This is a genomic window from Mesorhizobium sp. WSM3859, assembly GCF_002295065.1.
GTDB lineage: Bacteria > Pseudomonadota > Alphaproteobacteria > Rhizobiales > Rhizobiaceae > Mesorhizobium.
In genome coordinates this window covers 55,464-79,875 of the sequence record NZ_NSGG01000009.1, presented here as the reverse complement: position 1 = coordinate 79,875, position 24,412 = coordinate 55,464, and the positions used below count along the sequence as shown (strand labels likewise).

The 24,412-nt window shown below is 64.3% G+C and carries 24 protein-coding genes; 16 read left to right on the top strand and 8 right to left on the bottom strand.

Going from position 1 to position 24,412, the window contains the following annotated elements; genetic code table 11:
* The first annotated feature begins 153 nt into the window (after positions 1 to 153).
* Together CK230_RS19750 and CK230_RS19745 are read left to right on the top strand one after the other, a co-directional pair.
* Entirely contained in the window at positions 154 to 735 is a 582-nt protein-coding gene (locus CK230_RS19750) for a TetR/AcrR family transcriptional regulator (protein ID WP_095818958.1), read from the top strand.
* Positions 736 to 789: 54 nt separating this feature from the next.
* A complete protein-coding gene (locus CK230_RS19745) occupies positions 790 to 1,578 on the top strand; it encodes a methyltransferase domain-containing protein (protein WP_095818814.1) in 789 nt (262 codons plus the stop codon).
* A gap of 353 nt (positions 1,579 to 1,931) precedes the next feature.
* On the opposite strand, the gene CK230_RS19740 is transcribed toward CK230_RS19745, so the two are convergent.
* The 5 genes from CK230_RS19740 to CK230_RS19720 all read right to left on the bottom strand — a co-directional run bounded on the left by CK230_RS19740 (position 1,932) and on the right by CK230_RS19720 (position 7,286).
* Positions 1,932 to 2,954: a LacI family DNA-binding transcriptional regulator gene (locus CK230_RS19740; RefSeq protein WP_095818813.1), complete on the bottom strand. Its 1,023-nt coding sequence runs from the start codon at positions 2,952 to 2,954 to the stop codon at positions 1,932 to 1,934.
* 59 nt (positions 2,955 to 3,013) lie between these two features.
* Positions 3,014 to 3,808, bottom strand: a complete 795-nt coding sequence (locus tag CK230_RS19735; RefSeq protein WP_095818812.1) for an ATP-binding cassette domain-containing protein — start codon at positions 3,806 to 3,808, stop codon at positions 3,014 to 3,016.
* A 4-nt stretch (positions 3,809 to 3,812) separates the two neighbouring features.
* The gene (locus CK230_RS19730) at positions 3,813 to 4,799 is read right to left on the bottom strand and encodes an ABC transporter permease (protein WP_095818811.1); all 987 of its coding nucleotides are present in this window, start codon (positions 4,797 to 4,799) and stop codon (positions 3,813 to 3,815) included.
* A 126-nt stretch (positions 4,800 to 4,925) separates the two neighbouring features.
* Entirely contained in the window at positions 4,926 to 5,858 is a 933-nt protein-coding gene (locus CK230_RS19725; protein WP_095818957.1) for a substrate-binding domain-containing protein, read from the bottom strand.
* A 270-nt stretch (positions 5,859 to 6,128) separates the two neighbouring features.
* Entirely contained in the window at positions 6,129 to 7,286 is a 1,158-nt protein-coding gene (locus CK230_RS19720; protein WP_095818810.1) for a fumarylacetoacetate hydrolase family protein, read from the bottom strand.
* 194 nt (positions 7,287 to 7,480) lie between these two features.
* Here CK230_RS19720 and CK230_RS19715 point away from each other — a divergent pair, with 194 nt between their 5' ends.
* The 6 genes from CK230_RS19715 to CK230_RS19690 all read left to right on the top strand — a co-directional run bounded on the left by CK230_RS19715 (position 7,481) and on the right by CK230_RS19690 (position 13,567).
* Positions 7,481 to 8,764 (top strand): FAD-dependent oxidoreductase, encoded by a 1,284-nt coding sequence (locus CK230_RS19715; RefSeq protein WP_095818809.1) that lies wholly within the window; start codon positions 7,481 to 7,483, stop codon positions 8,762 to 8,764.
* 112 nt (positions 8,765 to 8,876) lie between these two features.
* Positions 8,877 to 9,764 carry an ABC transporter permease gene (locus CK230_RS19710; RefSeq protein ID WP_095818956.1) on the top strand — a complete coding sequence of 296 codons (888 nt, stop codon included), beginning with the start codon at positions 8,877 to 8,879 and terminating at the stop codon, positions 9,762 to 9,764.
* Complete coding sequence (locus CK230_RS19705; protein ID WP_095818808.1) at positions 9,761 to 10,579, top strand: ABC transporter permease; 819 nt, start codon at positions 9,761 to 9,763, stop codon at positions 10,577 to 10,579. Before CK230_RS19710 ends, CK230_RS19705 begins: the two co-directional genes overlap by 4 nt.
* Positions 10,580 to 10,606: 27 nt before the next feature.
* Positions 10,607 to 11,677: an ABC transporter substrate-binding protein gene (locus tag CK230_RS19700; RefSeq protein ID WP_095818807.1), complete on the top strand. Its 1,071-nt coding sequence runs from the start codon at positions 10,607 to 10,609 to the stop codon at positions 11,675 to 11,677.
* Between the two features lie 206 nt (positions 11,678 to 11,883).
* Positions 11,884 to 12,492, top strand: coding sequence for a cupin domain-containing protein (locus tag CK230_RS19695; protein WP_095818806.1), 609 nt, complete (start codon positions 11,884 to 11,886; stop codon positions 12,490 to 12,492).
* Positions 12,482 to 13,567, top strand: coding sequence for an ABC transporter ATP-binding protein (locus CK230_RS19690; protein ID WP_095818805.1), 1,086 nt, complete (start codon positions 12,482 to 12,484; stop codon positions 13,565 to 13,567). The genes CK230_RS19695 and CK230_RS19690 overlap by 11 nt, the downstream gene beginning before the upstream one ends.
* Before the next feature lie 17 nt (positions 13,568 to 13,584).
* Here the strand turns inward: CK230_RS19690 and CK230_RS19685 are convergent, their stop codons facing one another.
* On the bottom strand, positions 13,585 to 14,286 hold the full coding sequence (locus CK230_RS19685; RefSeq protein ID WP_176480152.1) for a GntR family transcriptional regulator: 702 nt from the start codon (positions 14,284 to 14,286) through the stop codon (positions 13,585 to 13,587).
* A 228-nt stretch (positions 14,287 to 14,514) separates the two neighbouring features.
* Between CK230_RS19685 and CK230_RS19680 the strand changes: the two genes are divergently transcribed.
* The 8 genes from CK230_RS19680 (at position 14,515) to CK230_RS19645 (ending at position 23,214) form a co-directional block, all read left to right on the top strand.
* Entirely contained in the window at positions 14,515 to 15,555 is a 1,041-nt protein-coding gene (locus tag CK230_RS19680) for an ABC transporter substrate-binding protein (protein WP_095818803.1), read from the top strand.
* A gap of 77 nt (positions 15,556 to 15,632) precedes the next feature.
* The gene (locus tag CK230_RS19675) at positions 15,633 to 16,715 is read left to right on the top strand and encodes an ABC transporter ATP-binding protein (protein ID WP_095818955.1); all 1,083 of its coding nucleotides are present in this window, start codon (positions 15,633 to 15,635) and stop codon (positions 16,713 to 16,715) included.
* Complete coding sequence (locus CK230_RS19670; RefSeq protein ID WP_095818802.1) at positions 16,712 to 17,635, top strand: ABC transporter permease; 924 nt, start codon at positions 16,712 to 16,714, stop codon at positions 17,633 to 17,635. Before CK230_RS19675 ends, CK230_RS19670 begins: the two co-directional genes overlap by 4 nt.
* On the top strand, positions 17,632 to 18,432 hold the full coding sequence (locus tag CK230_RS19665; protein WP_095818801.1) for an ABC transporter permease: 801 nt from the start codon (positions 17,632 to 17,634) through the stop codon (positions 18,430 to 18,432). The genes CK230_RS19670 and CK230_RS19665 overlap by 4 nt, the downstream gene beginning before the upstream one ends.
* Positions 18,433 to 18,453: 21 nt before the next feature.
* Positions 18,454 to 20,040 (top strand): gamma-glutamyltransferase, encoded by a 1,587-nt coding sequence (ggt, locus tag CK230_RS19660; RefSeq protein ID WP_095818800.1) that lies wholly within the window; start codon positions 18,454 to 18,456, stop codon positions 20,038 to 20,040.
* A gap of 49 nt (positions 20,041 to 20,089) precedes the next feature.
* A complete protein-coding gene (locus tag CK230_RS19655) occupies positions 20,090 to 21,619 on the top strand; it encodes an acyl--CoA ligase (RefSeq protein ID WP_095818799.1) in 1,530 nt (509 codons plus the stop codon).
* Positions 21,619 to 22,596 (top strand): 2-dehydropantoate 2-reductase, encoded by a 978-nt coding sequence (locus CK230_RS19650; RefSeq protein ID WP_095818798.1) that lies wholly within the window; start codon positions 21,619 to 21,621, stop codon positions 22,594 to 22,596. The genes CK230_RS19655 and CK230_RS19650 overlap by 1 nt, the downstream gene beginning before the upstream one ends.
* Positions 22,597 to 22,860: 264 nt before the next feature.
* Complete coding sequence (locus tag CK230_RS19645; protein WP_095818797.1) at positions 22,861 to 23,214, top strand: SnoaL-like domain-containing protein; 354 nt, start codon at positions 22,861 to 22,863, stop codon at positions 23,212 to 23,214.
* A 98-nt stretch (positions 23,215 to 23,312) separates the two neighbouring features.
* Here CK230_RS19645 and CK230_RS19640 read toward each other — a convergent pair whose 3' ends face one another.
* Both CK230_RS19640 and CK230_RS19635 read right to left on the bottom strand, forming a co-directional pair.
* Positions 23,313 to 23,792 carry an SRPBCC family protein gene (locus CK230_RS19640; RefSeq protein ID WP_095818796.1) on the bottom strand — a complete coding sequence of 160 codons (480 nt, stop codon included), beginning with the start codon at positions 23,790 to 23,792 and terminating at the stop codon, positions 23,313 to 23,315.
* Positions 23,789 to 24,145 (bottom strand): metalloregulator ArsR/SmtB family transcription factor, encoded by a 357-nt coding sequence (locus CK230_RS19635; RefSeq protein WP_095818795.1) that lies wholly within the window; start codon positions 24,143 to 24,145, stop codon positions 23,789 to 23,791. The genes CK230_RS19640 and CK230_RS19635 overlap by 4 nt, the downstream gene beginning before the upstream one ends.
* Positions 24,146 to 24,412: the final 267 nt, after the last annotated feature.

Below are 24,412 nucleotides of genomic sequence, written 5' to 3'. Positions count from 1 at the left end.
CTATCTCACTCTGGCAGGCTATCGGTGGGCCTTGTCGTTTGACGGAGAGTGATATAGGTGTTACCAGTAAGTAACATCTAAAAGTTACAGACCGGTAACACCCTAGTCAAGAGGTGACCTCGGTTTTTTTGGAAACGACGAAAGGAGAGCATGATGACTGACGGCGTTGCGGAGCGTTCCCGCCCCCGGGATCGGATCCTGGAGACGGCGCAGGACATGTTCCACAAGCACGGCATCAAGGGCGTTGGCGTCGACGCAATCACCGAGGCTGCCGGCACCAACAAGATGACGCTTTACCGTCACTTCGAATCCAAGGACGATCTGGTCATCGAATGCCTGCGCGCCACGGCGGCGAAGGCTTCGAGGATATGGGACGAGTTCGAGGCCAGGCATCCCGGCGACAAGCTCGCCCAGTTGCATGCCTGGGTCCAGAAGGCTTCGGAATTGCTCAGCGTCGACAGCCGTGGCTGCGACATGGCCAATGCCGCCGTCGAGCTCACCGAGGCCGATCACCCGGCCAGGCGCGTCATCAAGGAGCTGAAGGAAGCCCAGCGCGAAAAGCTGGTTGCGCTTTGCCGCGATGCCGGCATCGGCCAAGCCGAGCTTCTCGCCGACACGCTGTCGCTGCTGCTCGAAGGCGCGCGCGTCTCGATGCAGAGCGTCGGCGCCGAAGGCCCGAGCGCGCAATTCGTGCGCATGGCCGAAAGCCTGATCGCATCGTTCCGGGCGCGCTGATCTCTTCGCCTCGTCCTGATTCTGTTATGCTGTCCCGGAAACGGGCGCTAGACGATGGGTCAGGCAAGTTTTCCGGAGATGTATGAGCGCTGGCTCGTGGCGCCTCTCTTCCGCCCTTGGGCCGAAGCGACCTTCGATGAGGTGAAGCTCTCTCCAGGCCACCGCGTGTTGGACATCGCCTGCGGCACGGGAATAGTCGCGCGCGTTGCCAGGGAACGGCTCGGTGCCGCCGGCTATGTTGTCGGCATCGACATCAACGCGGATATGCTTGCGGTCGCGCGCACCGTGGCGCCAGACATCGATTGGCGCATAGGTAACGCCGGTGCGCTGCCGCTCCGCGACAGAGAGCAGTTCGACGTGGTCGTCTGTCAGCAGGGGCTGCAGTTCTTTCCCGACAAGCCCGCCGCGGCTGCGCAGATGCGGCGAGCTTTGGCGCAGGGCGGCCGGTTGGCAGCTGCCACGTGGCGCTCCGATGAGGAAATCCCCTTCTTTCGAGAACTCCGCCGCGTCGCCGAGCGGCTCCTCGGCCCAATCGCCGACCTGCGCCACAGCTTTGGCAATGCGGCGCTGCTCGAGGCGCTGCTCCGGGACGCCGGCTTCCACGACGTTCGATCAAGGACAATATCGCGCAGGATACGCTTTGAGGACCGGGCACCCCTTCTGCGATTGAACACGATGGCGCTGGTCGGCATGAGTGCTGCCGGTAAGGCAATGGCCGTTCACGAACGCGAGCGCATCGCGGAGGATATCGTGAGCGGGAGTGCGCCCGTGCTGCAATCCTACGCCGATGGATCGGGAGTCGCTTTCGAGCTCAGCTCCAATCTGGTGACAGCGAAAGGCTAGAGCAATTCCAGGAAAAGTGTGAGCGGTTTTCCGCCCGGAATTGCGTTAAATCAAAGAGATAGCCCGTGCCTGCTCAGCATCAGATGGGCTGGCTTCTCCCCCTTTGGGGCGCAAAGAAAAAGCCCGCTGCCGGGAGGAGGTGGCAGCGGGCTTGATTTCGAATACGGCACGGGAGGAGGTGTACCGCACTCAGCGTCAGCATCACATCTGGGAGGAGGAGATGGCCGACACCCAGATAAATACGGGGTGCCTAACGATTCGGCAATTGCGAAACGTGCATAGCTGCTGTGCAGAAACGCGAGATCAATCGTCAGACAAATCCGAGGAACCATCCGCCGGGACCGGTCGCCGGTCTACTGCACCGGCACGTTTTCCTTGAAGATCAGCCGCGGCTCGATGAATTTTTTCGTCAGATAGGGGGCCGAGGAGGCGATCGAGCCGAGCAGGCGGATCACGGACTGCTCAGCGATCAGCCGCGCATTCTGGTCGATGACGACGTCGGCGAGGTCATCGACGAGATAGCGCCGTGTCTCCTTGGTCAGGTCGTGGCAGATGAAGACCGGCTTCCTGCGCGGCTTGGCTTCTAGCAGCGCCTTGGCGACGCCGGAGCGTCCGGCGCCGACGCAGTAGATGCCGAGCAGATCCGGTTCGTCGTGCAGCGCCTTGATCGTCGCGCGGTAGCTGGCGTCCGGCTCGTCGTTGATCTCGACGGCGCTGGACACGGTGAGGTTGGGGAACTCTTCGCTCAGCACCGAGCGAAAACCCATCTCGCGCTCCTCATGGCCGCGATAGGAGCGCGAGCCGACCACCATCGCCAGGTGCCCGGTGCGGCCGCCGAGAAAGCGGCCCATCAGCAGCGCCGCCGTGCGGCCCGCAACGCGGTTGTCGATGCCGACATAGGCCGAACGGGGCGCGGCCGGCACGTCCGAGACCAGCGTGACCAGCCTGATCCCGGCCTCGACCAGCTCGCGCAGGATGTTGCGTGTGCGCGGATGGTCGACGGCGATGACGCCGACGCCATTGGCCTTGAGCGACAGATTCTCCACCGCGCCCTGCAGCGCGCCGGGCGAAATGCCGGCAAGGTTGTGGATGCGGCAGGAGGCGACCAGGGGCAGGCGCGCCGCATAGTCTTCGATGTGATGGGCAAGGTCGGCCATGAAGGCGTTGGAGCCGATCGGCAGGAAGAATTCCAGATGCGCCGGCTTCGACGGCAGCACGACCTGATCGAGCGTCGGCAGATAGCCGAGCTGCTTGGCCGCCTCCAGCACCCGCTGCCGGTTGGCGGCGCTCGCGCCCGGGCGGTTGTTCAGCACCCTGTCGACCGTCGCGGTCGACAGGCCGCAGCTTCTGGCGATGTCGGCTACGGTGGCTTTCATGGGTCCAGTCATAGGATGGGATGCGAGCCCCTGTCACGCCAAGTCAATGTCAGCCGAAATCAGCCATGCGACTCCCGGCCGTCGGCGATCGCATCCCGGATTTCCTTGTCTGACATGCCGGTGATGACGCGCTCGACCTCGGCCACCGTCGTCTTCTTCGGATCGATGTCGTCGGCCACCACCTTGCCCCGGCGCATCACCACGATGCGGTCGACCACCTGGAAGACGTGGTGGATGTTGTGGGCGATGAAGATGCAGGAATGACCGGAGTCGCGGGCGCTGCGCACGAAGCTCAGCACCCCTTGCGTCTCGGCGACGCCGAGATTGTTGGTCGGCTCGTCGAGGATGATGAGATCGCTGTCGAAATGCATGGCGCGCGCGATCGCCACCGCCTGCCGCTCGCCGCCCGACAGCGAGCCGATCGGCGTCGTCGGCGGGATGTTCTTGGTGATGCCGACTTGCCGCAGAAGGTCGCGCGCCACCGCGTTCATCGCCTCCTGATCCATGCGGTTGAGGAAGCGCGGCGCCTTGATCGGCTCGCGGCCGAGGAACAGGTTGCGCGCGATCGACAGCTGTGTGACCAGCGCCGAGTCCTGGTAAATCGTCTCGATGCCCTCAGCGATTGCGTCGCTGGTGCTGCGGAAATTGACCTTCTTGCCGCGCACGAAGATGTCGCCGCTGGTCAGCGGCACGGCGCCCGACAGCACCTTGATCAATGTCGACTTGCCGGCGCCGTTATCGCCGAGCAGGCCGACGATTTCCTTTTCATTGACGTGGAAATTGGCGTCCACCAGCGCCTGCACGCGCCCGTAGGACTTGCGGATGTTTGTCATGCGGATCAGAGGCTCGGCCATCGTCTTAAGTCCCTGCCTGGTGCCGGCGTTCGAGCCATGAGTGCAGCGCCATCATGCCGAGGATGATCGCGCCGATGAAGATGTTGTAGGCGAGCCCCGGCACCCCGATCAGCACGATGCCGTTGCGCATCACGCGCAGGATCAGGATGCCGAGCACCGTGCCGATGATGGTGCCGCGCCCGCCGGTCAGCGCCGTGCCGCCGATCACCACCATGGCGATGACCTCGAGCTCGTAGCCGGTGCCGCTATTGGGGTTGGCCGCGGAGGTGCGCAGCGACGAGATCACGCCGGCGAGCGAGGCCATCACCGCCGACAGGACGAACAGGCCGACCTTGACGCGGTTGACGTTGACGCCACGCGCACGCGCCGCGTTGGGATTGCCGCCGGCGGCCTGGATCCAGTTGCCGGTCCGGCTTTGCGTCAGCACATAGCCGAGGATGATCGCAGCGCCGATGAACCAGAACAGCGAGGCATAGATGCGGAACGGACCGACATAGAAGTCTCCGACCAGGAGGTTCGCCAGCCAGCTGCCTTCGGCGCTCCAGGTCCGCTGCGGAAAACCGTCGGTGACGAAGAGCGCCGTGCCGCGCACGACCAGCAGCATGCCGAGCGTGACGAGGAAGGACGGGATCTTGAGCTGGGTCACGAACCAGCCATTCACCAGCCCGATCAGCGCGGCAACGATCAGCGCGATCAGCAGGCCCACCTCCAGCGAGGTGACGCCGCTGTTGTAGAGCGTCCACATCAACACTGGCGAGAAGCCGAACAGCGAGCCGACGGAAAGGTCGAATTCGCCCGATGTCATCAACAGAGTCATCGCCAGCGCAATGAGGCCGAGCTCGACGGTGAAGGCCAGGATGTTGGAGATGTTCTGCGGCGACAGGAAGTCCGGGTTGATGGCCCAGAACACGACCAGCTCGACGACGAGCAGGACAAGGGGGCCAAATTCTGACCTGCCGATCAGGCGCTGGACGAAGGAACGATTTTCCACGAGATACCCGCGACATGATTGAAACTGGCCGGGTTACGCGCCGCGTATGGCGGCGGCTCCGGCGGCGGTAGCATCCAGCGCCGCGCCTCAGGTGGAAAGCGCGGCGCTGGTCAATCGCGCGGGGACTTATTTGCCGGACAGGATCTTGTCGTAGACGCCGGCGGTGTCCTTTTCATAGAGCGCGCCGGTGATGACGTTGAAGCCCGGGGGAATGCCGCTCGCGGCCATGTTGGCCAGCGAAAGCGCCACATAGCTGGTCGCCTGCGGGTCCTGCCACTGCGCGGCATTGACGTAGCCGTTCAGCACTTCCTGCGTGGTGTCGAGCGAGTTGCCCCAGCCGACGACCGGGATCTCGCCGGCCTTGACGCCGACCTGGTCGAACACGCGCTTGATCGAGCCGGTGACGAGGTCGCCGAGGCCGATGATCGCCTTCACCTTGCCCTTGTGCGCGGTGAGGTAGTCGGCCATGCGGCTGATCACTTCGGCCTGGTCGAGCGTGGCCTCGGTGATCTCATAGGTGATCCCGAGCGGCTCGAAGACGCTCTTGATGCCTTCCTCTTCCTGCACGCCATAGGTGGCGCCGGGAACCTCGACCGGCATCCAGACGAAGTCGCCTTTCTTCACTAGCCCCTTGTCGACCAGGTATTGCGCCCAGTGCTTGCCGAAGGTGACGTTGTCGCCGCCGACATAGGCGTTGAAGTTGGCTTTCGGGTCGGGCGTGTTGAAGTTGATGATCGGTATGTTGGCCGCGCGCGCTTCCTTGGCCAGCTCGATCAGGCTGCCCGGATCGGGGCTGGTGGTCACGATGCCGTCGGCCTTGGCCGAGATGGCGGCGCGGATCGCCTCCTGCTGCGAGGCAACGTCGCCATTGTGGAACGACGTGTTGACCTTGTTGCCGGTGTCGCTTGCCCATTGCTTGGCGCCGGCCAGGAAATAGGTCCAGACCGGGTCGGCCGGACCGCCATGTGAAATCCAGTAGAACGTCTTGGCCTCAGCCATCGCCGGAATGGCGATGAGCGCGATCAAGCCAAGCACGAGCAGTCTTAGCCGCGAAAGCATTCGATTTCCTCCCATGTTGAAACTCTCCTCCTGGATTGGCGCGACGCGGCCTTTGTCCACGTCTCCTGCCAGCGCCGACCGGAACGTCCAGAGCATTCCCTTTTTCAGACGATGGCAAGGCTCCATCGCCAATGGATGTTGGCACAGCTTCGCGCGCCATCAGCAATCCCATCAGATTGCATCAGCTGCGATGATTTTCGCGGGCAAGCGGCCCCATCGGCTCATCCGCCGCGCGGATTGACCTCCAGGCAATGGCCCTCTGGTGCGGCGTTAGATAAGGCCCGCCTTGGCCAGGTCGCGCATCAGGTGGCTGGCGCCGTAGGTCCAATGCGGACAATCCGGCGACAGGCGCACGCGATTGGTGAGCGCGCCGAGCTTTTCCGACGAGATGGTGACGATGTCGCCGACCTTGTGGGTAAAGCCTTTGCCCTTTTCGCCGCGATCCTTGGAGGGCACGAACATGGTGCCGAGATAGAGCGCCAGCCCGTCGGGATACTGGTGATGCGGCCCCATCGCCGCCTTGACCAGTTCTTCCGGCGAGCGGCTGATTTCCGCCATCGAGCTCGCGCCTTCCAGCGAGAAGCCGTCCTCGCCCTCGACGCTGAGCCGCACGGTGGCGCGCTTTACGTCGGCGATGGAAAACGTCTCGTCGAACAGCCGGATGAACGGCCCGAGCGACGCCGAAGCGTTGTTGTCCTTGGCCTTGCCCAGAAGCAGCGCCGAGCGTCCCTCGACATCGCGCAGATTGACGTCGTTGCCGAGCGTGGCGCCGACGATGCGGCCCGAGCTGTCGGCGATCATGGCGATCTCCGGCTCCGGATTGTTCCAGGTGGAGACGGGATGCAGCCCGACATCGGCGCCGAAGCCGACGGACGCCATCGGCTGGCATTTGGTGAAGATCTCGGCGTCCGGGCCGATGCCCACTTCCAGATATTGCGACCAGGCGCCGCGCGAAATCAGCTTGGCCTTGATCTCCATCGCTTCCGGCGAGCCGGGCTTGAGCTTGGAGAGGTCATGGCCGATCAGCCCGGCGATGTCGGCGCGGATGGCGTCGGCCTTCTCCGCCGAGCCGCGCGCCTGCTCCTCGATCACACGCTCGAGCAGGCTGACGACGAAGGTGACGCCGGAAGCTTTCACCGCCTGCAGGTCGACGGGCGACAGCAGGACGGGCTTGGTGGCGTCACGCGTGGCCTCAAAACTGTTCGCGGCGATGTCGGCGAGCGCGCCGATCGCCTTGCCCTTGGCCGAACGCAGATAGTCAGCCGGATCCTTCAACTCGCAAAGATCGCGCACCGTCGGCGCCGCGCTCGAGGTGATGTCGATGACCTCGCCGTCCCGCACCGTCACCACCAGCGGATGAGAAGCGGTGCTGGTCCTGGCGCGGCCGACGAAAAGTCCCTCGGCAGGCAGGCGGGTCGGATCGGTCATGGCATCATTCCTCTCGATTGTCGCGCGGCACTTTCCCCGGATTTAGCGCGAACGTCTATCCCGTCGATGCCAAGGTTTATGGGCCAATGGCTGTGCTGTCACATAGCCAGGACCTGTCTGGCCTATCGAGCGCTCTTTCAAATTCATGAAATCGCCAATAGGATTTTCACGAAGTCCTAGCGCCGAGGTGATCTTTGCCCGCAGCCTTCTCCGATCCGGTGTGGCAAAAACCCCAAACGGTGCCGGCGTTCCGGTCCGAACTGTCATCCGGCGGCACGTTGGACGCGATCATCGTCGGCGGCGGCATCATGGGCCTGTCGACGGCCTTGCATGCGGCACGCGCCGGTCTGTCGGTCCAGGTGCTGGACGCCGGTGCGATCGGGCAGGGCGCTTCCGGCCTCAATGGCGGCCAGGTCATTCCCGGCCTCAAATACGACCCGGAATGGCTAATCGAGCATTTCGGCAAGGAGCGCGGCGAAGCCCTGGTCGCGTTCGCCGCCTCGACGGCCGACGCCGTGTTCGATCTGATCCGCGAAGAGAAGCTGGCCGTGCCGTTCACGCGCAACGGCTGGATCCAGGCGGCGCACACCGAGACCGCGCTGAAGGCGGCGGCCAACCGCGATCGCCAATGGCGCACGCGCGGCGCCAATGTCGAGCTGCTCGACAAGGCCGAGATCGCGGCGATGACCGGCGCCAGGGGTTATCTCGGCGGCTGGCTCGATCGCCGCGCCGGCGTCATCGATCCGCTGTCCTACACGCTCGAACTGGCCCGCGTGGCCTCGGCGGCTGGCGCCGGCATCGCCGAGCAACAGCGGGTGGTGAAGCTCGCCAAGGAGGCCGGCGGCTGGAGGGTTTCGACAGAGAGCGGCATCGAATTGCGAGCGAAGTCGGTGGTGCTCGCCACGAACGCCTATACGGACGGCCTGTTGCCCGGCCTCGCGCAAACAATCGTGCCGCTGCATTCCTTCCAGATCGCGACCGCGCCGCTGCCGGCGGAGCTTGCAGCAAGCATCCTGCCCGGCGGGCAAGCCGTTTCCGATTCGCGTCGCATCCTCGTCTACTATCGCAAAAGCCCCGATGGCCGCATGGTGCTGGGCGGCCGCGGGCGCATGGCGCTGCCCTCAAGCGCGGCCGACTGGGCACATTGCGAGCGCGCGCTCATCCGCCTCTATCCGGCGCTTGACGGCATCGCCATCGAAAAGCGCTGGTTCGGCCGCGTCGCGCTGACGCCGGATCACCTGCCGCATCTGCATGAACCGGAGAAAGGCCTGCTCGCGGTCGTCGGCTGCCAGGGCAGGGGCGTCGGCCTGATGAGCGCGCTCGGCAAACGCATGGCGAACTATCTTGCCAGCTGCGATACCAGGCAATTGCCGTTCCCGCTGTCGCCGATCCGGACGGTGCCGTTCCACGCCTTTCGCCAGATCGGCGTTGCGGCGGCCATCACCTGGTACCGGATGCTCGACGCATTCGAACGCTGACGCCGAACGCGTGCAGCGCACAAGCGATTCAGCTTGACAGTTTCATGAATATGAAAAAACATTAGGCGATTTCAGAATTCCGATGGGCAGTTTCGCCAAACGGGCCATGAACATGTCGACCATCGTTGCAGCACGGCCGTTGCCGGAAAACCGCATCTCGCCGGTCTTCCGCTTCGCCATGCTGCTGCCGGGCGGGCTGGTCACCTTCTTCCTGATCCTGTTCGCGCTCGGCCTTGTGGTCTTCCTCGCCTTCAGGGGCAATGACGGCTCGCTGCTCGGCGTCGGCCTGACGGCGCAGAATTTCCTCACCGTCGCCACCGATCCGCTCTACTGGACGGTGACGCTGCGCTCGCTGGTGATTGCCGGCCTGGTGACGCTCGCGACCGTTGCGACCGCATATCCGGTCGCCTACTACCTCGCCTTCCATGCCGGCCGCCGCCGCAACCTTTTGCTCTTCCTGGTCACGCTGCCCTTCTGGACCAGCTATCTCTTGCGCGTCTTCGCCTGGAAGATCGTGCTCGCCTATAACGGCGTGCTGAACTCAGCTTTCATCGAAAGCGGCCTTTGGAAGGAGCCGACGCTTGCCTTCCTCAACACACCGGCCGCGGTGGTGGTCACGCTCGCCCACGCTTACGCGCCCTTCGCCATCCTGCCGATCTATGTGGCGCTGGACACGATCCCGAAGTCGCTGCTCGAAGCCGCCTCCGATCTCGGCGCGCGGCCCTTCACATCGTTCTGCCGCGTCGTGCTGCCCAATTCCATGCCGGGCGTGCTGGCGGCGGCGCTCGTCGTCTTCGTGCCGACGGTCGGCGACTATGTCACGCCGGCCATGGTCGGCGGTCCGGCCAGCACCATGATCGGCACGCTGATCCAGTCGCAGTTCGGCAAGGCCAATGACTGGCCGTTTGGCGCCGCCCTTTCGGTCTGCGTCATGCTGGTGATCCTATGCGTCGTGCTGGTCGCGCGCGGCGCCGACCGCCGGTTCGGCAGCCGCACATGAGCACGCGGGCCAACACCAACAGCGACGGCCGCTGGCTCGGCCTTTACGTGCTCGCCTATCTCGTCTTCCTCTATCTGCCGGTGCTGCTGATCCCGCTGTTTTCCTTCAACAATTCCATCCAGGCGGCGTTTCCGCTCCAGGGCTTCACGCTCGACTGGTACCGCACGCTCTACGGCAATCCGGTGCTCTCCGGCGCCCTGGCCAACAGCCTGGTCATCGGCGTCATCGCGGCTTCCGGGGCGACTCTTTGCGGCATCACCGTCTCCTATATGGACCTCTATGGCCGCTCGCCACTCGCCGCCACCATCAGCGCCATCGCCCGGCTGCCGATCCTGATCCCCGGCGTCATCGTCGGCATTTCGCTTCTGATCTTGGTCAACCTCATCGGCCTCGGCCCATCGCGCATCTCGATCGTGCTCGGCCATATCCTCGTCGCGCTGCCGACGACGGTGGTGGTGATGCGCAGCCGCTTCGCTGCCATTCCGAAAACCATTCGCGAGGCGGCGCTCGATCTTGGCGCTTCCGATTGGACGACGTTCCGCCGTGTCATGCTGCCGCTGAGCGCGCCCGCCGTGCTGTCGGCCTTCATGCTCTCTTTCCTGATTTCCTTCGACGAGTTCATCGTCGTCTTCTTCCTCGCCGGCACCGAGCCGACGCTGCCGCTCTACATCTGGAGCCAGTTGCGTTTTCCGCGCTCGCTGCCGACCGTGATGGCGCTGGGCACGGTGATCCTCACTGTCTCGTTCATCATCGCCGGCACCGCCGAAATCCTGCGCCATCGCGGCCTCGGCGCCGCGCGCCGCAATCCAGCCTGAAGCACAACAAAGAAGAGGAGAACGAAAATGACTATGCACCTGAAATGGATAACCGGCCGCAAGGCCCTGGCGGGTCTCGCGGCCCTGGCCATGGCGCTGTCGTCGACGGTCGCTTTTGCCGCCGACAAGCTGCAATATTTCACTTGGTCGGGCTATGAATTGCCCGACTTCAACAAGAGCTTCCTTGCCGCGCATCCGGACGGCGTCGAGGCGTCGATCTTCGGCGATGACGACGACGCCTTCACCAAGGTCAAGGCCGGCTTCCGGCCCGATATCGCGCATCCCTGCTATGACAAGGTGGCGCGCTGGAACAAGGAAGGCCTGCTGCAGCCGATCGACACCAAGCGTATCAAGAACTGGGATTCGATCTTCCCGGTGTTCAAGAACCTGCCCGACCTGCAGGCTGGCGACGGCAAGGTGTGGATGGTGCCGTGGGACTGGGGCAACACCTCGATCCTCTACCGCACCGATCTGGTGAAGAATCCCGAGGCGAGCTGGAACCTTCTCTGGGACAAGCAATATGCCGGCCGCATGGCGACTATCGACGCCGTGCATGACACGCCCATCGTCGCAGCACTTCTGGCGGGCGTGAACCCCTTCGACATGACGCCGGACCAGATGGACAAGGTGGCGGCAAAACTGCGCGAGCAGCGGCCGCTGTTGTCGAGCTACACCACCGACATGACCTCGGTGGAGCAGGCTTTGGCCAGCGGCCAGCTGGTCGCCGCCATGACCTGGAACGCGTCGGCCACGTCGCTCAAGAAGCAGGGCGTCCCGGTCGAGTTCATGAAGCCGAAGGAAGGCATGCTGACCTGGGCCTGCGGCTTCGTCATGCTCAAGGACGCCAAGAACGTCGATCTCGCCTATGACTTCATCAACAGCCGGCTCGACACCGACTCGGGCAAGTTCCTGATCCAGTCTTACGGCTATGGCAGCTCGCTCGCCACGGCTTTCGCCGGCGTGTCGAAGGACGAACTGGACAAGCTGCAATTGCCGGCGGACCCGGACGTGATGCTGAAGAGCACCATCTTCACCGGCCCGATGAAGCAGAATGACGATGTGGCCAAGATGTTCGAGAAAGTGAAGGCCGGGGGATGAGCGCTCTTACCTTCTCCCCTTGTGGGAGAAGGTGGATCGGCGCGCAGCGCCGAGACGGATGAGGGGTGATCCAGCGGAGTGAGACGTTGGCGTTCCCTGGAGCACCCCTCATCCGTCGCCTTCGGCGACACCTTCTCCCACAAGGGGAGAAGGGGGAGCCTGGCGGCGCAGCGCCGCGTCGGTGGAAAGACAACGAGGACCATTGCATGGATGTCTTTGACGAAGCCGCCGAAAGGTCGAAAGACGATGCCGACATCCGCGTCGGCCGGCGCGTGCGGGCGTTGCGCCTTGAGCGTAACCTCTCGCTCGCCGACCTTGCCGCAAAAGCCGGCATCTCCATCGGCGCGCTCAGCCAGATCGAGCGCGGCATGTCCTCGCTGCGCGTCAAGGTGATCTGGCCGCTGGCCGCCGCCCTCGACATCGAGCCTTCCGCGCTGATCACCGACGGCAACGAGGCGGTCAACGACCTTTATTGCGTGCGCGCCGACAAGCGGCGGCAGATTCCAGTGAAATCCGAAGGCATCGCCAAGGCGCTGCTGTCGCCACCTGCGGCGACGCTCACCGGCATGCTGGTGACGGTGGAGGCAGGCGGCGGCACAGCGGAAGCCTACGCCCATGCCGGCCACGAATTCGGTTTCGTCATGACTGGCGAGGTCGAGCTGGTGGTCGATGCCACGACTTATGTGCTGAAAGCCGGTGACAGTTTTGCCTTCAAGAGCACGCTGCTGCACGCCTTCCGCAACCCCGGCGCCGAGCGCTGCCAGATCCTCTGGGTCAACACGACAAAACCGTCCGAGGTGCGCGATGGCGCCTGACGCGCTCGTAAGACTGCAAAAAGTCTCGAAAGTCTTCCCAGGTGGCGTGGTCGGCCTCGATGCCGTCGATCTCGATATCGCTCCGGGTGAGTTCCTGACCCTCCTTGGCCCTTCCGGCTGCGGCAAGACGACCAGCCTGCGCGTCATCGCCGGCTTCGAGAGCCCGTCGAGCGGCAATGTCCTGCTCGAAGGCCGCGACATCACGGGCTTGAGGCCCTTCGATCGTCCAGTCAACACCGTCTTCCAGGACTACGCGCTGTTCCCGCACATGGATGTCGCGGCCAATGTCGGTTTCGGCCTGTCGCTGCGCAAAATGTCCGGCGCCGAGCAGGCAAAACGCGTCCGCGACGCGCTCGACATGGTCGGCCTCGCCGACAAGCTGCGCGCCCGCGTCTCGGAACTCTCCGGCGGCCAGCGCCAGCGCGTCGCTTTAGCCCGCGCCATCGTCTGCGAGCCGCGCGTGCTTCTGCTCGACGAGCCGCTGTCGGCGCTCGACGCGCATCTGCGCGAGCAGATGCAGGTCGAGCTGAAGCGGCTGCAATCGCGGCTCGGCACCACCTTCGTCATGGTCACGCATGACCAGACCGAGGCGCTGTCGATCTCCGACCGCATCGTCGTCATGAACAAGGGTCGCATCGAGCAGACCGCCGCGCCGGCAATGCTCTACGACCGTCCAGCGACGCGTTTCGTCGCCTCCTTCATCGGCACGATGAACCTGTTGCAGTCGTGCTTTGTCGGCCGTGATGGCGAGCGCCTGCGCTTCGCCGCCGGCGAGCTGCCGCTGGAGGCCACCGCAGACAGTGGCGAGACGCCGGCCGCCGGCGACACGCGCACCATCGGCGTGCGCCCGGAAGATCTTCTGGTTGCAGGCGAAGCCGGCGACGGCACCGCGCCGGCGCGGGTCAGCGGCGTCGTCTTCCACGGCCGCACGCTGCGCCTTCATGCCGAGCTCGGGCAGGGCACATCGATCGTCATCGACGCCCCGCGGCGCGCCGACGGTTCGCAATTCAGCGTCGGCGACGTGGCGCATGTCAGCCTGCGCCGTGGCGCCAACTGCCCCATGCTTTCCAGCTGACGGGCAGGGCCCAAGGCTCACGAGGCCTTGGCGAAGAATCCTTGATAGTCGGACTTGGCCTGCAGCAGCCGCAGGATGTTCTCGCGTGAGGCGCGCACATGCGCGCGGGCGCGCTCGCCGGCCAGAGCGACATCGCCGGCGCAGATCGCGTCGACGATGCCGGCATGCTCCTCGCGGGTAAGCTTCCATTCGTTCAGCCACAGAAGCTCGGTCCACACATATTGCTGGCACTTGTCGAGGATGCCGCAAAGCATGCCGTGGAGCATCTCATTGCCGCTGATTTCGGCGATCACCCGGTGCAGGTCGATTCCGACCTGAAGCTCCTCGAATTTTTCCCGCGTGCTTCGATCCGGGATCGCCGCCAGCCGCTCGCATTCGGCGAGCATCTCATGCAGTCTCGCCTTGTCGGCTGCGGTCGCGTTGGCTGCCGCCAGCTCGGTCGCCCGCCCGTCAAGCATTTCGCGGATTTCGAAGGCCTCGCGAAACATGGTGATGTTGAATTCGGCCACGACATAGCCTTGGCGAGGCCGCCCGATCACCAGGCCGTCGCGTTCCAGCCGGTTGAAGGCCTCGCGCACCGGCGTGCGGCTCACCTTCAGGCGCTCGGCGATCTCGTTTTCCGTGACGCGGCCGCCCGGCGGGATCTGGCCGGTGATGATCAACGCCTTCAGCTTCTCGAACACCGAGTCGCGCAGCGTGTTCTTTCTCTCCTTGCTCAAACGTCCCGCCTCCAACGGTCAGTCATGGAATCGCAGTGTAGTGCCTTTTAGCGCCTGCTTGAACAGACCCTGTCGCGACGCGCGGCCGCTCCGAGCTGCCCTGCTTCTCCACCATCAAAATACCGAAGCCCCGTGTTGACATCGGCTTTCGGCGAATTACACTCAAAATTGTATACAAATTCGCATACCAAATCAACGATAACGGGAACACCGGTTGGAGAAGCGAAAATGACGAAGAGACTTTGCATTAATGGCCTGGCGCTCGCCGGGCTGCTGGCATCGGCCGCCGTTCCGGCATCGGCCGCCGACACCATCACCGTCGCCTCATGGGGCGGCACCTATCAGGAAGCGCAGACCAAGGCCTTCTTCGATCCGACGGCCAAGGAACTCGGCATCACTATCAAGCAGGACACCACCAACGGCCTCGACGATGTGCGGCTGCAGGTCACCGGCAACGCCGTCAAATGGGACATCACTGAGCTTGGCGCCGACGAATGCGCCCGCGGATCCAAGGAAGGCCTGTTCGAAAAGCTCGACTACAGCGTCATCGACAAGACCGGCATCAACCCGAAGCTCGTGCATGACGACTGGGTCGGCATCTCCTACACGTCCGTCGTGCTGATCTACCGCACCGATGTTTTCGGCGACAAAGGCCCGAAAACCTGGGCCGATTTCTGGAACGTCGAGAAATTCCCCGGACGCCGCGCGCTCTCCGGCAGCCAGGCGACGGAAACGCTGAGCGTCGCCGCTTTGGCCAAGGGCATTCCGATCGACAAGGTCTATCCGGTCGATATCGACGGCGCGCTGCAATCCGTCGACAAGGTCAAGGGTCATATCGATGCGTGGTGGACCTCCGGCGCGCAGGCCATGCAGCTCGTCAAGGATGGCGAGGTCGACATGGCGAGCATCTGGAACGGCCGAGCCGGTACGCTGAAGAAGAGCGGTGCCCCGGTCAGCTTCTCCTTCGATCAGGGCGTGCTCACCGCGGACTGCATGGTCATCCCGAAGGGTTCCAAGAACAAGGACCTCGCCATGAAGGCGCTGGCAAAGTTCGTCAGCCCCGACCTCCAGGCCAACCTGCCGCTCTATGTCGACAACGGCCCGGCGAATGAGAAGGCCTTCGAGACCGGCAAGATCCCGCCCGAGCGCATCAAGGACATCAATTCCGCGCCGGACAACGTCAAGAAGCAGGTGCTGCAGGATCCCGCCTTCTGGCGCGACACCCTCGTCGAGGCGACGGAGAAATTCAACAACCTGATCCAGCAATGACGATCGTACTGGAGCGGCGTCCTCGCGGCGCCACTCCGCATCGTTCGCAAAATGATCCGGAGTTGAAGGAGATGCTCTTGTCTCTCGCGCAGTCCGCGCTGCCCATCGGCATAAGCGGTATCGAGAAGCGCTTCGGTGCTGTCTCCATCCTCAGCGATCTCAGCCTCGATGTCGCGGCGGGCGAATTCCTGACGCTGCTCGGACCGTCCGGCTCGGGAAAGACGACGCTGTTGATGATCCTGGCCGGCTTCGTGCGGGCCAATGCCGGTTCCATCAAGGTCGGTGGCGAGGAGATCATCACCATGCCGCCGCACAAGCGCAACATCGGAATGGTGTTCCAGAACTATGCGCTGTTCCCGCATATGAACGTCTTCCACAACATCGCCTTTCCGCTGAAGCAGCGCCACGTATCGGCGGCCGAAACGGCGGAACGCGTCGAGCGGGCATTGGACCTGGTGCAGTTGAAAGGCCTTGGCGAGCGCCGTGTCGACCAGCTCTCCGGCGGCCAGCGCCAGCGCGTGGCTCTGGCCCGCGCCATCGTTTTCGAGCCGCGCATCGTTTTGATGGACGAGCCGCTGTCGGCGCTCGACAAGAGCCTGCGCGAGCACATGCAGATCGAGCTGCGCAACCTGCATCGCAGGCTGGGCATGACCACGGTCTACGTCACGCACGACCAGCGTGAGGCGATCACCATGTCGGACCGCATCGCCGTCATGAATGCCGGTCGCATCGAGCAGATCGACCAGCCCGAGGTTCTTTACGCCAGGCCGCAGACCAAGTTCGTCGCCGGCTTCATCGGCGAGTCCAGCTTCGTTCCCGTAGAGAGCCGCAACGGCAGCGTCTGGTACGAGGACAGGAAGCTTCGCATGACCACGACCGCGCCGTCCGCCGGCCGGCATCTCATGGTGGTGCGGCCGGAAAAGCTGCGCCTGGTCGCCGACGCCGACGAGGCCGGCGGCGTCAACCTGCTGCCGGCGACCGTCGGCGACGTCATCTATCAGGGCGACAGCTTCGTCTGCTACGCGACGCTCAGGGATGGCCGGCAGGTGACGTTGCGCGACTATTGCCGTTCCGACGTGCTGGCGAAACTGCCGGCGCCGGGCGAGCCGATCACGCTCGGCATCGATGCGCAGGACGTCGTTCTGGTGGCCGACCAATGAGCCTCGCATCCGCCAGTCTCGATCATGCCTCCCGCCGCGACGGGGCGCTCAATGGCGATGCGCTCAACGCCGATGCGCGACGGGAAGCGCGCGGCATGCTCGCGCTGCTGTCGCCTGGGCTCTTCCTGGTCTTCGCCGTCATCATCGTCCCGATCGGCTGGCTGTTCTGGCTTTCGCTGTTCGATGAGAGCGGTCAGCTCAGTGCCGCCAATTACGCGCGCTTCTTCGAGCAGGCGTCCTACATCAAGACCTTCGTCACCACCTTCAAGGTGGCCTTCACCGTCACCGGCGCCTGCATACTGCTCGGCTATCCCTTGGCCTATATGCTGTCGCAGCTGCCGCGTCGCGCGGCGTCGATTTGCCTGATCTTCGTCGTCCTGCCGTTCTGGACCTCGGTGCTGGTGCGCACCTATGCCTGGCTGGTCATCCTGCAGCGCAAGGGGCTGGTGAACACGTGGCTGATGGATCTCGGCGTCATCTCCCAGCCGCTGCCGCTCGCCAACAATTTCGCCGGCGTCGTCATCGGCATGACCCACATCATGCTGCCCTTCCTGGTGCTGCCGCTCTACGCCTCGATGAAGACCATCGACGTCGACTGCCTGCGCGCCGGCATGAATCTCGGCGCCAGCCCGGCGGCCACCTTCCGGCAGATCTTCTTCCCGCTGTCGCTGCCTGGCCTGGCCTCGGGTGTGGTCATCGTCTTCGTGCTTTGCCTCGGCTTTTTCGTCACGCCGGCGCTGATGGGCGGCGGCAAGGTGATCATGTGGGCGATGCGCATGGAGCAGACCACCAGCCTCTATTCCAACTGGGGCGCGGGCGCAGCGCTCGGCGTGGTGTTGCTTGGCGTCACGCTGGCGCTGCTCGGCCTCTTCCACTGGCTGCTCGGCGCCCGCGCCACCGGGGTCTGGAGCCGGCGATGAGCATGGAAAACGCCTTGCCCATCTCGCATCGGCAACGACTCTGGCTCTACGCGCTCGGCGGCCTTGTCATGCTGTTCCTGATCGCCCCGTCGGTGATCATCGTCATCATGTCCTTCTCCGGCTCCTCGCTCCTGGAGTTCCCGCCGCAGGAATGGTCGCTGCGCTGGTACGAAAGCTATTTCGGCTCGCTTGAATGGCGAGATGCCACCATCGTCTCGGTCAAGGCGGCGGTGATGACGGCGATCGTCGCGACGCTGCTCGGCACCGCGGCCGCCTACGCCATCAACGCCCGCACGCTGCGGCTGACCGGCTTGATCAACGCGCTGCTCACGGCGTCGCTGATCATCCCGGTCATTCTGATTGGCATCGGCACTTTCTTCCTCTATGCCCGCATCGGCCTCAACAACACGCTGACCGGCCTCGTCATCGCGCACACCGTGCAGGCGCTGCCGCTGGTCGTGCTGACCGTGCTTTCGGGGCTGCGGTCCTACGACATGAACCAGGAGATGGTGGCGCGGAGCCTCGGCGCCAACCGTTTCTCCGCCTTCTTCCAGGTGACGATGCCGCAAATCCGCTTCTCGATCGTCTCGGGCGCGCTGTTTGCCTTCATCACCTCCTTCGACGAGGTGGTGGTGTCGCTGTTCATCTCCGGCGGCGAGACCACGACGCTGACGCGGCGCATGTTCAATGCGCTGCGCGACCAGATCGATCCGACGATCGCCGCCATTTCGACTTGCCTGATCGTGCTATCGATCGTCTTGTTGTCCGCCGCCCAGCTTTTCGGCCGCGGACGTTGATTCAAGGATACCTAAAACAGCATGCGTGACTTCCAGTTTCCCGGCCGCTCGCCGGTCCGCGCCACCGAGGCGATGGCCGCGACCTCGCATCCGCTTTCCACCCTTGCCGCCATCGACATGCTGCGCTCCGGCGGCAACGCGATGGACGCCGCGGTCTGCGCGGCCGCGGTGCAGGCCGTGGTCGAGCCGCAGTCGACCGGCGTCGGCGGCGACTGCTTTGTGCTCTATTGCCCGAAAGGGCAGGGCGAGGTGATCGCTTTCAACGGCTCGGGTCGTGCGCCCGCCGCTGCGACCGTCGACTTGTACCGGGACAAGGGGTTCAGCGAACTGCCGAAGCAGGGCCCGCATGCCGTCACCATCCCTGGCGCCGTCGACGCCTGGTGCCGGCTGCTTGAGGATCATGGCCGCAAGGGCTTGGCCGACGCGCTCACTCCGGCCATTCGTTACGCGGAAGAAGGGTATGTCGTGCACGACCGTGTCGCCTTCGACTGGCACGACCCCGAGACTGATCTGTCGGCGGACGAGGTGGCAACGCGCATCTTCCTGCCGGGCGGCAAGCCGCCAAAGGCGGGTGACATCCATCGCCAGCCGGAACTGGCGGAGACCTTGCGCATCATCGCGAAAAAGGGCCGCGCCGGTTTCTACGAAGGCGCGGTCGCGGACGATCTGGTCGGCAGGCTTCGTGCGCTCGGCGGGCTGCACACGCTCGACGATTTCGCCGCCACAAAGGGCGATTACCGGACCCCGGTCAGCACGTCCTATCGCGGTCACGACATCCACCAGATGCCGCCGAATAACCAGGGCCTGACCGCGCTTCTGATGCTCAACGTGCTCTCGGGCTTCGACCTCGGCAGGCTGGATCCCGAGGGCGCCGAACGTCTGCATCTGGAGATCGAGGCAGGACGCCTCGCTTACCAGGATCGCGATGCGCTTTTCGCCGACCAGGATCATGTCGACGTGCCCGTCCAGGCGCTGCTTTCCAGCGCCTATGCCGACCGGCTGCGCGCCGCGATCGATCCCGAGCGCGCCATGACCGACCTGCCGCGTCTCGATCTCCCTGGCAGCGACACAGTCTATATCAGCGTCGTCGACCGCGACCGCAACGCGGTGAGCTTCATCAACTCGACCTATTATTCCTTCGGCAGCGGCGTCGTCGGCCCGAAGACCGGGGTCGTGCTGCAGAACCGTGGCTCCAGTTTCCGCCTCGATCCCAAGCACCCGAACGCGATCGCGCCCGGCAAGCGGCCGATGCACACGATCATGCCGGGCATGATGACGAAGGACGGCCGCGCCATGATGCCCTTCGGTGTCATGGGCGGCGGCTACCAGCCCTTCGGCCATGTGCATCTTTTGACCAACATGATCGACTTCGGCATGGACCCGCAGCAGGCGATCGACGCTGCACGCGTCTTCTACAACCACGACGTCGTCGAGGCCGAGCGAAGCGTGCGTGCGGATGCCATCGAGGGCTTGCGTCGCCGCGGCCATCGTGTCGTGGAGCCCGATCACCCGTTGGGCGGCGGACAGGCGGTGCTCATCGATTGGGAAAAGGGCACGCTGACCGGCGCGTCCGATCCGCGCAAGGACGGCCTGGCGCTCGGATATTGAGCCGGCCTTGCTGGACATGAGCCGATCGTTCGAAACATAGTCTGGAACCATGATAAACAGCGAAAACGCCACCGATCTCGCCCATCGCCTCGCATCCGGCGCTGAAGACGCGCCGGCCATCGCCGCGCCCGAACGGACGGCCCTCTCGCATGGCGGGCTGCGCAACCTGATCCGCGATACTGTGGCGCGGCTCAACGTGCTGGGCATCGGTCGTGGCGACCGCGTCGCCATTGTGCTGCCGAATGGCCCGGAGATGGCGACGGCTTTTATTGCCTTGGCGGCGGCCGCGTCCACCGCTCCGCTCAATCCGGCCTACCGCGCCGACGAACTCGATTTCTATCTGACCGATATCGGCGTCAAGGCGATCCTGGTCGGCAAGGACGAGCAGGGCCCTTCGGTCGAAGTCGCCGAGCGCCTCGGCATCCCGGTGCTGCGTTTGGTCGTGCCGGAAGGCGCGCCGGCCGGCGTTTTCAAGATCGAGGGCGAGCCGGTTGGATCACCGGTTTCATCCGGACCGGCCGAGGACGGCGACATTGCACTCCTCCTACACACCTCCGGCACCACGTCGCGCCCGAAACTGGTTCCACTCAGCCACACCAATCTCGCCGCTTCGGCCGCGCATATAGGCGCGACGCTCGGCCTGACGCCGGCCGATCGCTGCCTCAACATCATGCCGCTGTTCCACATCCACGGCCTGATCGCTGCGGTGCTTTCCTCGCTCGCCGCCGGCGGCAGCGTCTTCTGCACGCCGGGCTTCAACGCGCTGCGTTTCTTCCAGTGGCTCAGCGAGGCCAAGCCAAGCTGGTACACGGCCGTGCCCACCATGCATCAGGCGATCCTGCCGCGCGCCGCCCGCAATCCGGAGCAGCTCGCCGAGGCGAAGCTGCGCTTCATCCGTTCGTCGTCTGCATCGCTCCCGGCGCAAGTGATGGCCGAACTGGAAGCGACCTTCGGCTGCCCGGTGATCGAATCCTACGGCATGACCGAGGCCGCGCATCAGATGGCGTCCAATCGCCTGCCGCCCGGACTGCGCAAGCCCGGCAGCGTCGGCGCGTCGGCTGGCCCGGAAGTCGCCGTCATGGCGCCGGACGGACGGCTGCTCAAGGCTGGCGAGATCGGCGAGATCGTCATTCGCGGCCCGAACGTCACCGCGGGCTACGAAAAGAACCCGGACGCCAATGCCAGCGCCTTCGCCCATGGCTGGTTTCACACCGGCGACCAGGGCGTGCTCGACGAGGATAATTACCTGCGCGTCACTGGCCGGTTGAAGGAGATCATCAACCGCGGCGGCGAAAAGATCTCGCCGCTCGAGGTCGACGAGGTGCTGATGGATCATCCGGCGGTGGCGCAGGTCGTCACCTTCGCCATGCCGCATGACAAGCTGGGTGAAGAGGTGGCGTCGGCCGTCGTGCTGCGCGAAGGCCAGAGCGCCAGCGAGGCCGACATTCGCGGTTTCGCCGCCACCCGGCTCGCCGATTTCAAGGTGCCGCGTAAGGTGGTGATCCTCGACGAGATTCCCAAGGGCGCGACCGGCAAGCTGCAGCGCATCGGTCTCGCCGCAAAACTCGGGCTCGGCTGATGCGCATCACGGTCTTTGGCGCCGGCGCCATCGGCGGCTACCTTGCCGCCAAGCTGGCGATCGCCGGCTCGGTCGATTTGTCGATCGTGACGCGGGGTGCGCATCTGGAGGCGATCAAGGCGGATGGGCTTCGCCTGATCGAGGGCGGCAACGAGACAGTCGCGCGGGTGAGGACGGCTGCGCGCGCCGAGGACCTCGGCGTGCAGGACTATGTCGTTCTGGCGCTGAAGGCGCATTCGCTGGCGCCGGCCCTTGACCAGATAGCACCGCTGCTGGGCGAGGGGACAGCCGTCGTCACCATGCAGAACGGCGTGCCCTGGTGGTATTTCCACAAGGCCGGCGGCGCGCTCGAAGGCACGCGGCTCGATGCGGTCGATCCCGGCGGGACGATCTGGGAGCGCATTGGACCGGAGCGCGTCATCGGCTCCGTCGTCTATCCCGCGGTCGAGGTTGATGCGCCGGGCCTGATCCGCCATGTCGAAGGCACGCGCTTTTCGCTGGGCGAGCCGTCGGGCGAGAAGAGCGAGCGGGCCACCGCCTTGGCCCGCGAGATGGTGAAAGCCGGGCTGCAGGCGCCGGTGCGCGAGGACATCCGCTCGGAGATCTGGGTGAAGCTTTGGGGCAACCTCACCTTCAACCCGATCTCGGCGCTGACCGGCAGCACGCTCGCCGCGATCGTCGCCGACGAAGCCACGCGCGCCGTCGCCCGCGCCATGATGCTGGAGGCGCAGGCGATCGGGGAGAGCCTCGGCGTGCGCTTCCTCATCCCCGTCGACCGACGCATCAAGGGCGCCGGCGATGTCGGTGAGCACAAGACCTCGATGCTGCAGGACCTCGAGCGCGGCCGCCCTATGGAGATCGACGCGCTGGTCACGGCCGTGCAGGAGCTCGGACGCCTGACCGGCCAGCCGACGCCGACCATTGACAGCGTGCTGGCGTTGGTGCGGCGGCTGGCGATCGAGCGCGGATGTTATTGACTTCATAGACGCGAAGATCCTTCGCCCTTGACTCTTGTCGATGTTCCTGTTTTGTTCTGGACAAGATCTTAATAGCGAGTTCGTCCTCATTCACAGCTTGCGGCCTGACGATCTGCAGGGAACTCAACCGCTGGCCGGCTGATGGCCGCGTCATAGTTCCAGACGCGACGATCCTGACACGAATTGTCACCTGCAAAACGGCCCCGCAGTGGCAAGCGAACGATCGGTTCCTACTTGAGGTCTGGTCCAAACCGGGAGGAAATCATGACCACTGCCGACATTGCCAAGGATTTCACCGAACTTCTCAAGCGGGGCGACAGCCACGGCGCCGCCGCGAAATACAATGCCGACGACATCGTCAGCTACGAAGCGATGGAGGGACCAACGGCCGTGTGCAACGGCAAGGAGGCCGTCAAGCAGAAGGGTGAATGGTGGGAAGCGAACCATGAGGTTCACGGTGGTTCGGTCGAGGGTCCCTATGTCAATAGCGACCAGTTCGCCTTGCGCTTCAGCTTCGACGTGACGCCCAAGTCCACCGGCGAACGCGTCAAGATGGACGAGGTTGGCCTCTACACGGTCAAGAACGGCAAGATTAGCGAAGAGCGCTTTTATTATTGAAGCCGGACGGCCTCAGGCGGCTCATTGCTTTCGCGACCTGAATTGAAAGACCAGGCATGGCGGCTGGACAATACCCTGGCCGCCATGTGTCTGCGATCTCAAATCGTCTTCGCATACGCCGCAAGCTGGTCGGCCACCGTGCCCCAGCCGTCGAAGAAACCCATCTCCTCGTGGTTGTTGCGGGTCGCCTCGTCGCGGTGGATGGCGGTGGCGGTGTAGCGCGTGCCCTTGCCTTCGGGCGTCAACGCGATGACAGCGGTGATGAATGGCTCGCCGGACGGCCGGTAGCCCGGCAGCAGCGCGTCGGTCCATACAAGCCGCTCGTTCGGCACGATTTCGAGATAGCAGCAATGGCGGTCGCTGACCTCCTTGCCGTCGGGCGACTGCATGCGCGTGCGGAACAGGCCGCCGGGCCTGAGATCGATCTCGCAGTCGGTGATGATCCAGGGTTTTGGCGTGAACCATTGCTTGACATGCTCCGGCTTGGTACAGGCACGCCACAGCAATTCGCGCGGCGCGTCGAGGAAGCGCTCAAGCGTCAGGTCCAGCTTCGGATTGGGCTTGAACGGATAGCTCACTTTTCACTCTCCTTGAGGTTCATCACATAGGCGTCGAACTGGTCGAGGCGGCGTTCCCACAGCGCGCGCTGCTCGGCGAGCCAGTTTTCCGCGAGCTTCAACGGCTCGGGCGAGAGCCTGTAGGTCCTCACTCGGCCGGCCTTTTCCGACCGCACCAATCCGCAGCCCTCCAGCACCTTGAGGTGCTCGACGAAGGAAGGCAGCGCCATCTCGAAGGGCTCTGCCAGTTCGCTGACCGATGCCGGGCTTCTGTTCAGTCTTTCGACCACGCGCCTGCGCGTCGGATCGGCAAGCGCGCGAAAAATGCCGTCAATCGGCGGCACGCTTTGGCTGGCGGTCTCAAGATTAATCATTGGCCATGGCTCCATGGGCTTCGGACAATACTTAGGAAAAAACCTTAGTATTGACAAGAGCCAAAATCCGGGGATCGCAAAGCGGGAAGGGCAGGCTCTAAATCAAGGAGAGCATGATGGCGTCCGAAAACCGCTTCGCACTTTTCGGCATCATGCTCTAGGGTTCGGCCGGATTCGCAACCCCACCCGACCGAGGCCTGCCTTGACGATCACCATGTACGGCATCATCACCTGCGACACGATCAAGAAGGCGCGCGTCTGGCTGGA

Bases quoted from the DNA above. Each gene is read 5' to 3' on its own strand.
- CK230_RS19720 (WP_095818810.1), bottom strand. From the start codon at position 7,286: ATGACCGATCCGACCCGCCTGCCTGCCGAGGGACTTTTCGTCGGCCGC.
- ggt (WP_095818800.1), top strand. From the start codon at position 18,454: ATGCGTGACTTCCAGTTTCCCGGCCGCTCGCCGGTCCGCGCCACCGAG.
- CK230_RS19735 (WP_095818812.1), bottom strand. From the start codon at position 3,808: ATGGCCGAGCCTCTGATCCGCATGACAAACATCCGCAAGTCCTACGGG.
- CK230_RS19650 (WP_095818798.1), top strand. From the start codon at position 21,619: ATGCGCATCACGGTCTTTGGCGCCGGCGCCATCGGCGGCTACCTTGCC.
- CK230_RS19690 (WP_095818805.1), top strand. From the start codon at position 12,482: ATGGCGCCTGACGCGCTCGTAAGACTGCAAAAAGTCTCGAAAGTCTTC.
- CK230_RS19655 (WP_095818799.1), top strand. From the start codon at position 20,090: ATGATAAACAGCGAAAACGCCACCGATCTCGCCCATCGCCTCGCATCC.
- CK230_RS19705 (WP_095818808.1), top strand. From the start codon at position 9,761: ATGAGCACGCGGGCCAACACCAACAGCGACGGCCGCTGGCTCGGCCTT.
- CK230_RS19635 (WP_095818795.1), bottom strand. From the start codon at position 24,145: ATGATTAATCTTGAGACCGCCAGCCAAAGCGTGCCGCCGATTGACGGC.
- CK230_RS19740 (WP_095818813.1), bottom strand. From the start codon at position 2,954: ATGAAAGCCACCGTAGCCGACATCGCCAGAAGCTGCGGCCTGTCGACC.
- CK230_RS19665 (WP_095818801.1), top strand. From the start codon at position 17,632: ATGAGCATGGAAAACGCCTTGCCCATCTCGCATCGGCAACGACTCTGG.
- CK230_RS19645 (WP_095818797.1), top strand. From the start codon at position 22,861: ATGACCACTGCCGACATTGCCAAGGATTTCACCGAACTTCTCAAGCGG.
- CK230_RS19680 (WP_095818803.1), top strand. From the start codon at position 14,515: ATGACGAAGAGACTTTGCATTAATGGCCTGGCGCTCGCCGGGCTGCTG.
- CK230_RS19700 (WP_095818807.1), top strand. From the start codon at position 10,607: ATGACTATGCACCTGAAATGGATAACCGGCCGCAAGGCCCTGGCGGGT.
- CK230_RS19750 (WP_095818958.1), top strand. From the start codon at position 154: ATGACTGACGGCGTTGCGGAGCGTTCCCGCCCCCGGGATCGGATCCTG.
- CK230_RS19670 (WP_095818802.1), top strand. From the start codon at position 16,712: ATGAGCCTCGCATCCGCCAGTCTCGATCATGCCTCCCGCCGCGACGGG.
- CK230_RS19745 (WP_095818814.1), top strand. From the start codon at position 790: ATGGGTCAGGCAAGTTTTCCGGAGATGTATGAGCGCTGGCTCGTGGCG.
- CK230_RS19725 (WP_095818957.1), bottom strand. From the start codon at position 5,858: ATGCTTTCGCGGCTAAGACTGCTCGTGCTTGGCTTGATCGCGCTCATC.
- CK230_RS19695 (WP_095818806.1), top strand. From the start codon at position 11,884: ATGGATGTCTTTGACGAAGCCGCCGAAAGGTCGAAAGACGATGCCGAC.
- CK230_RS19710 (WP_095818956.1), top strand. From the start codon at position 8,877: ATGTCGACCATCGTTGCAGCACGGCCGTTGCCGGAAAACCGCATCTCG.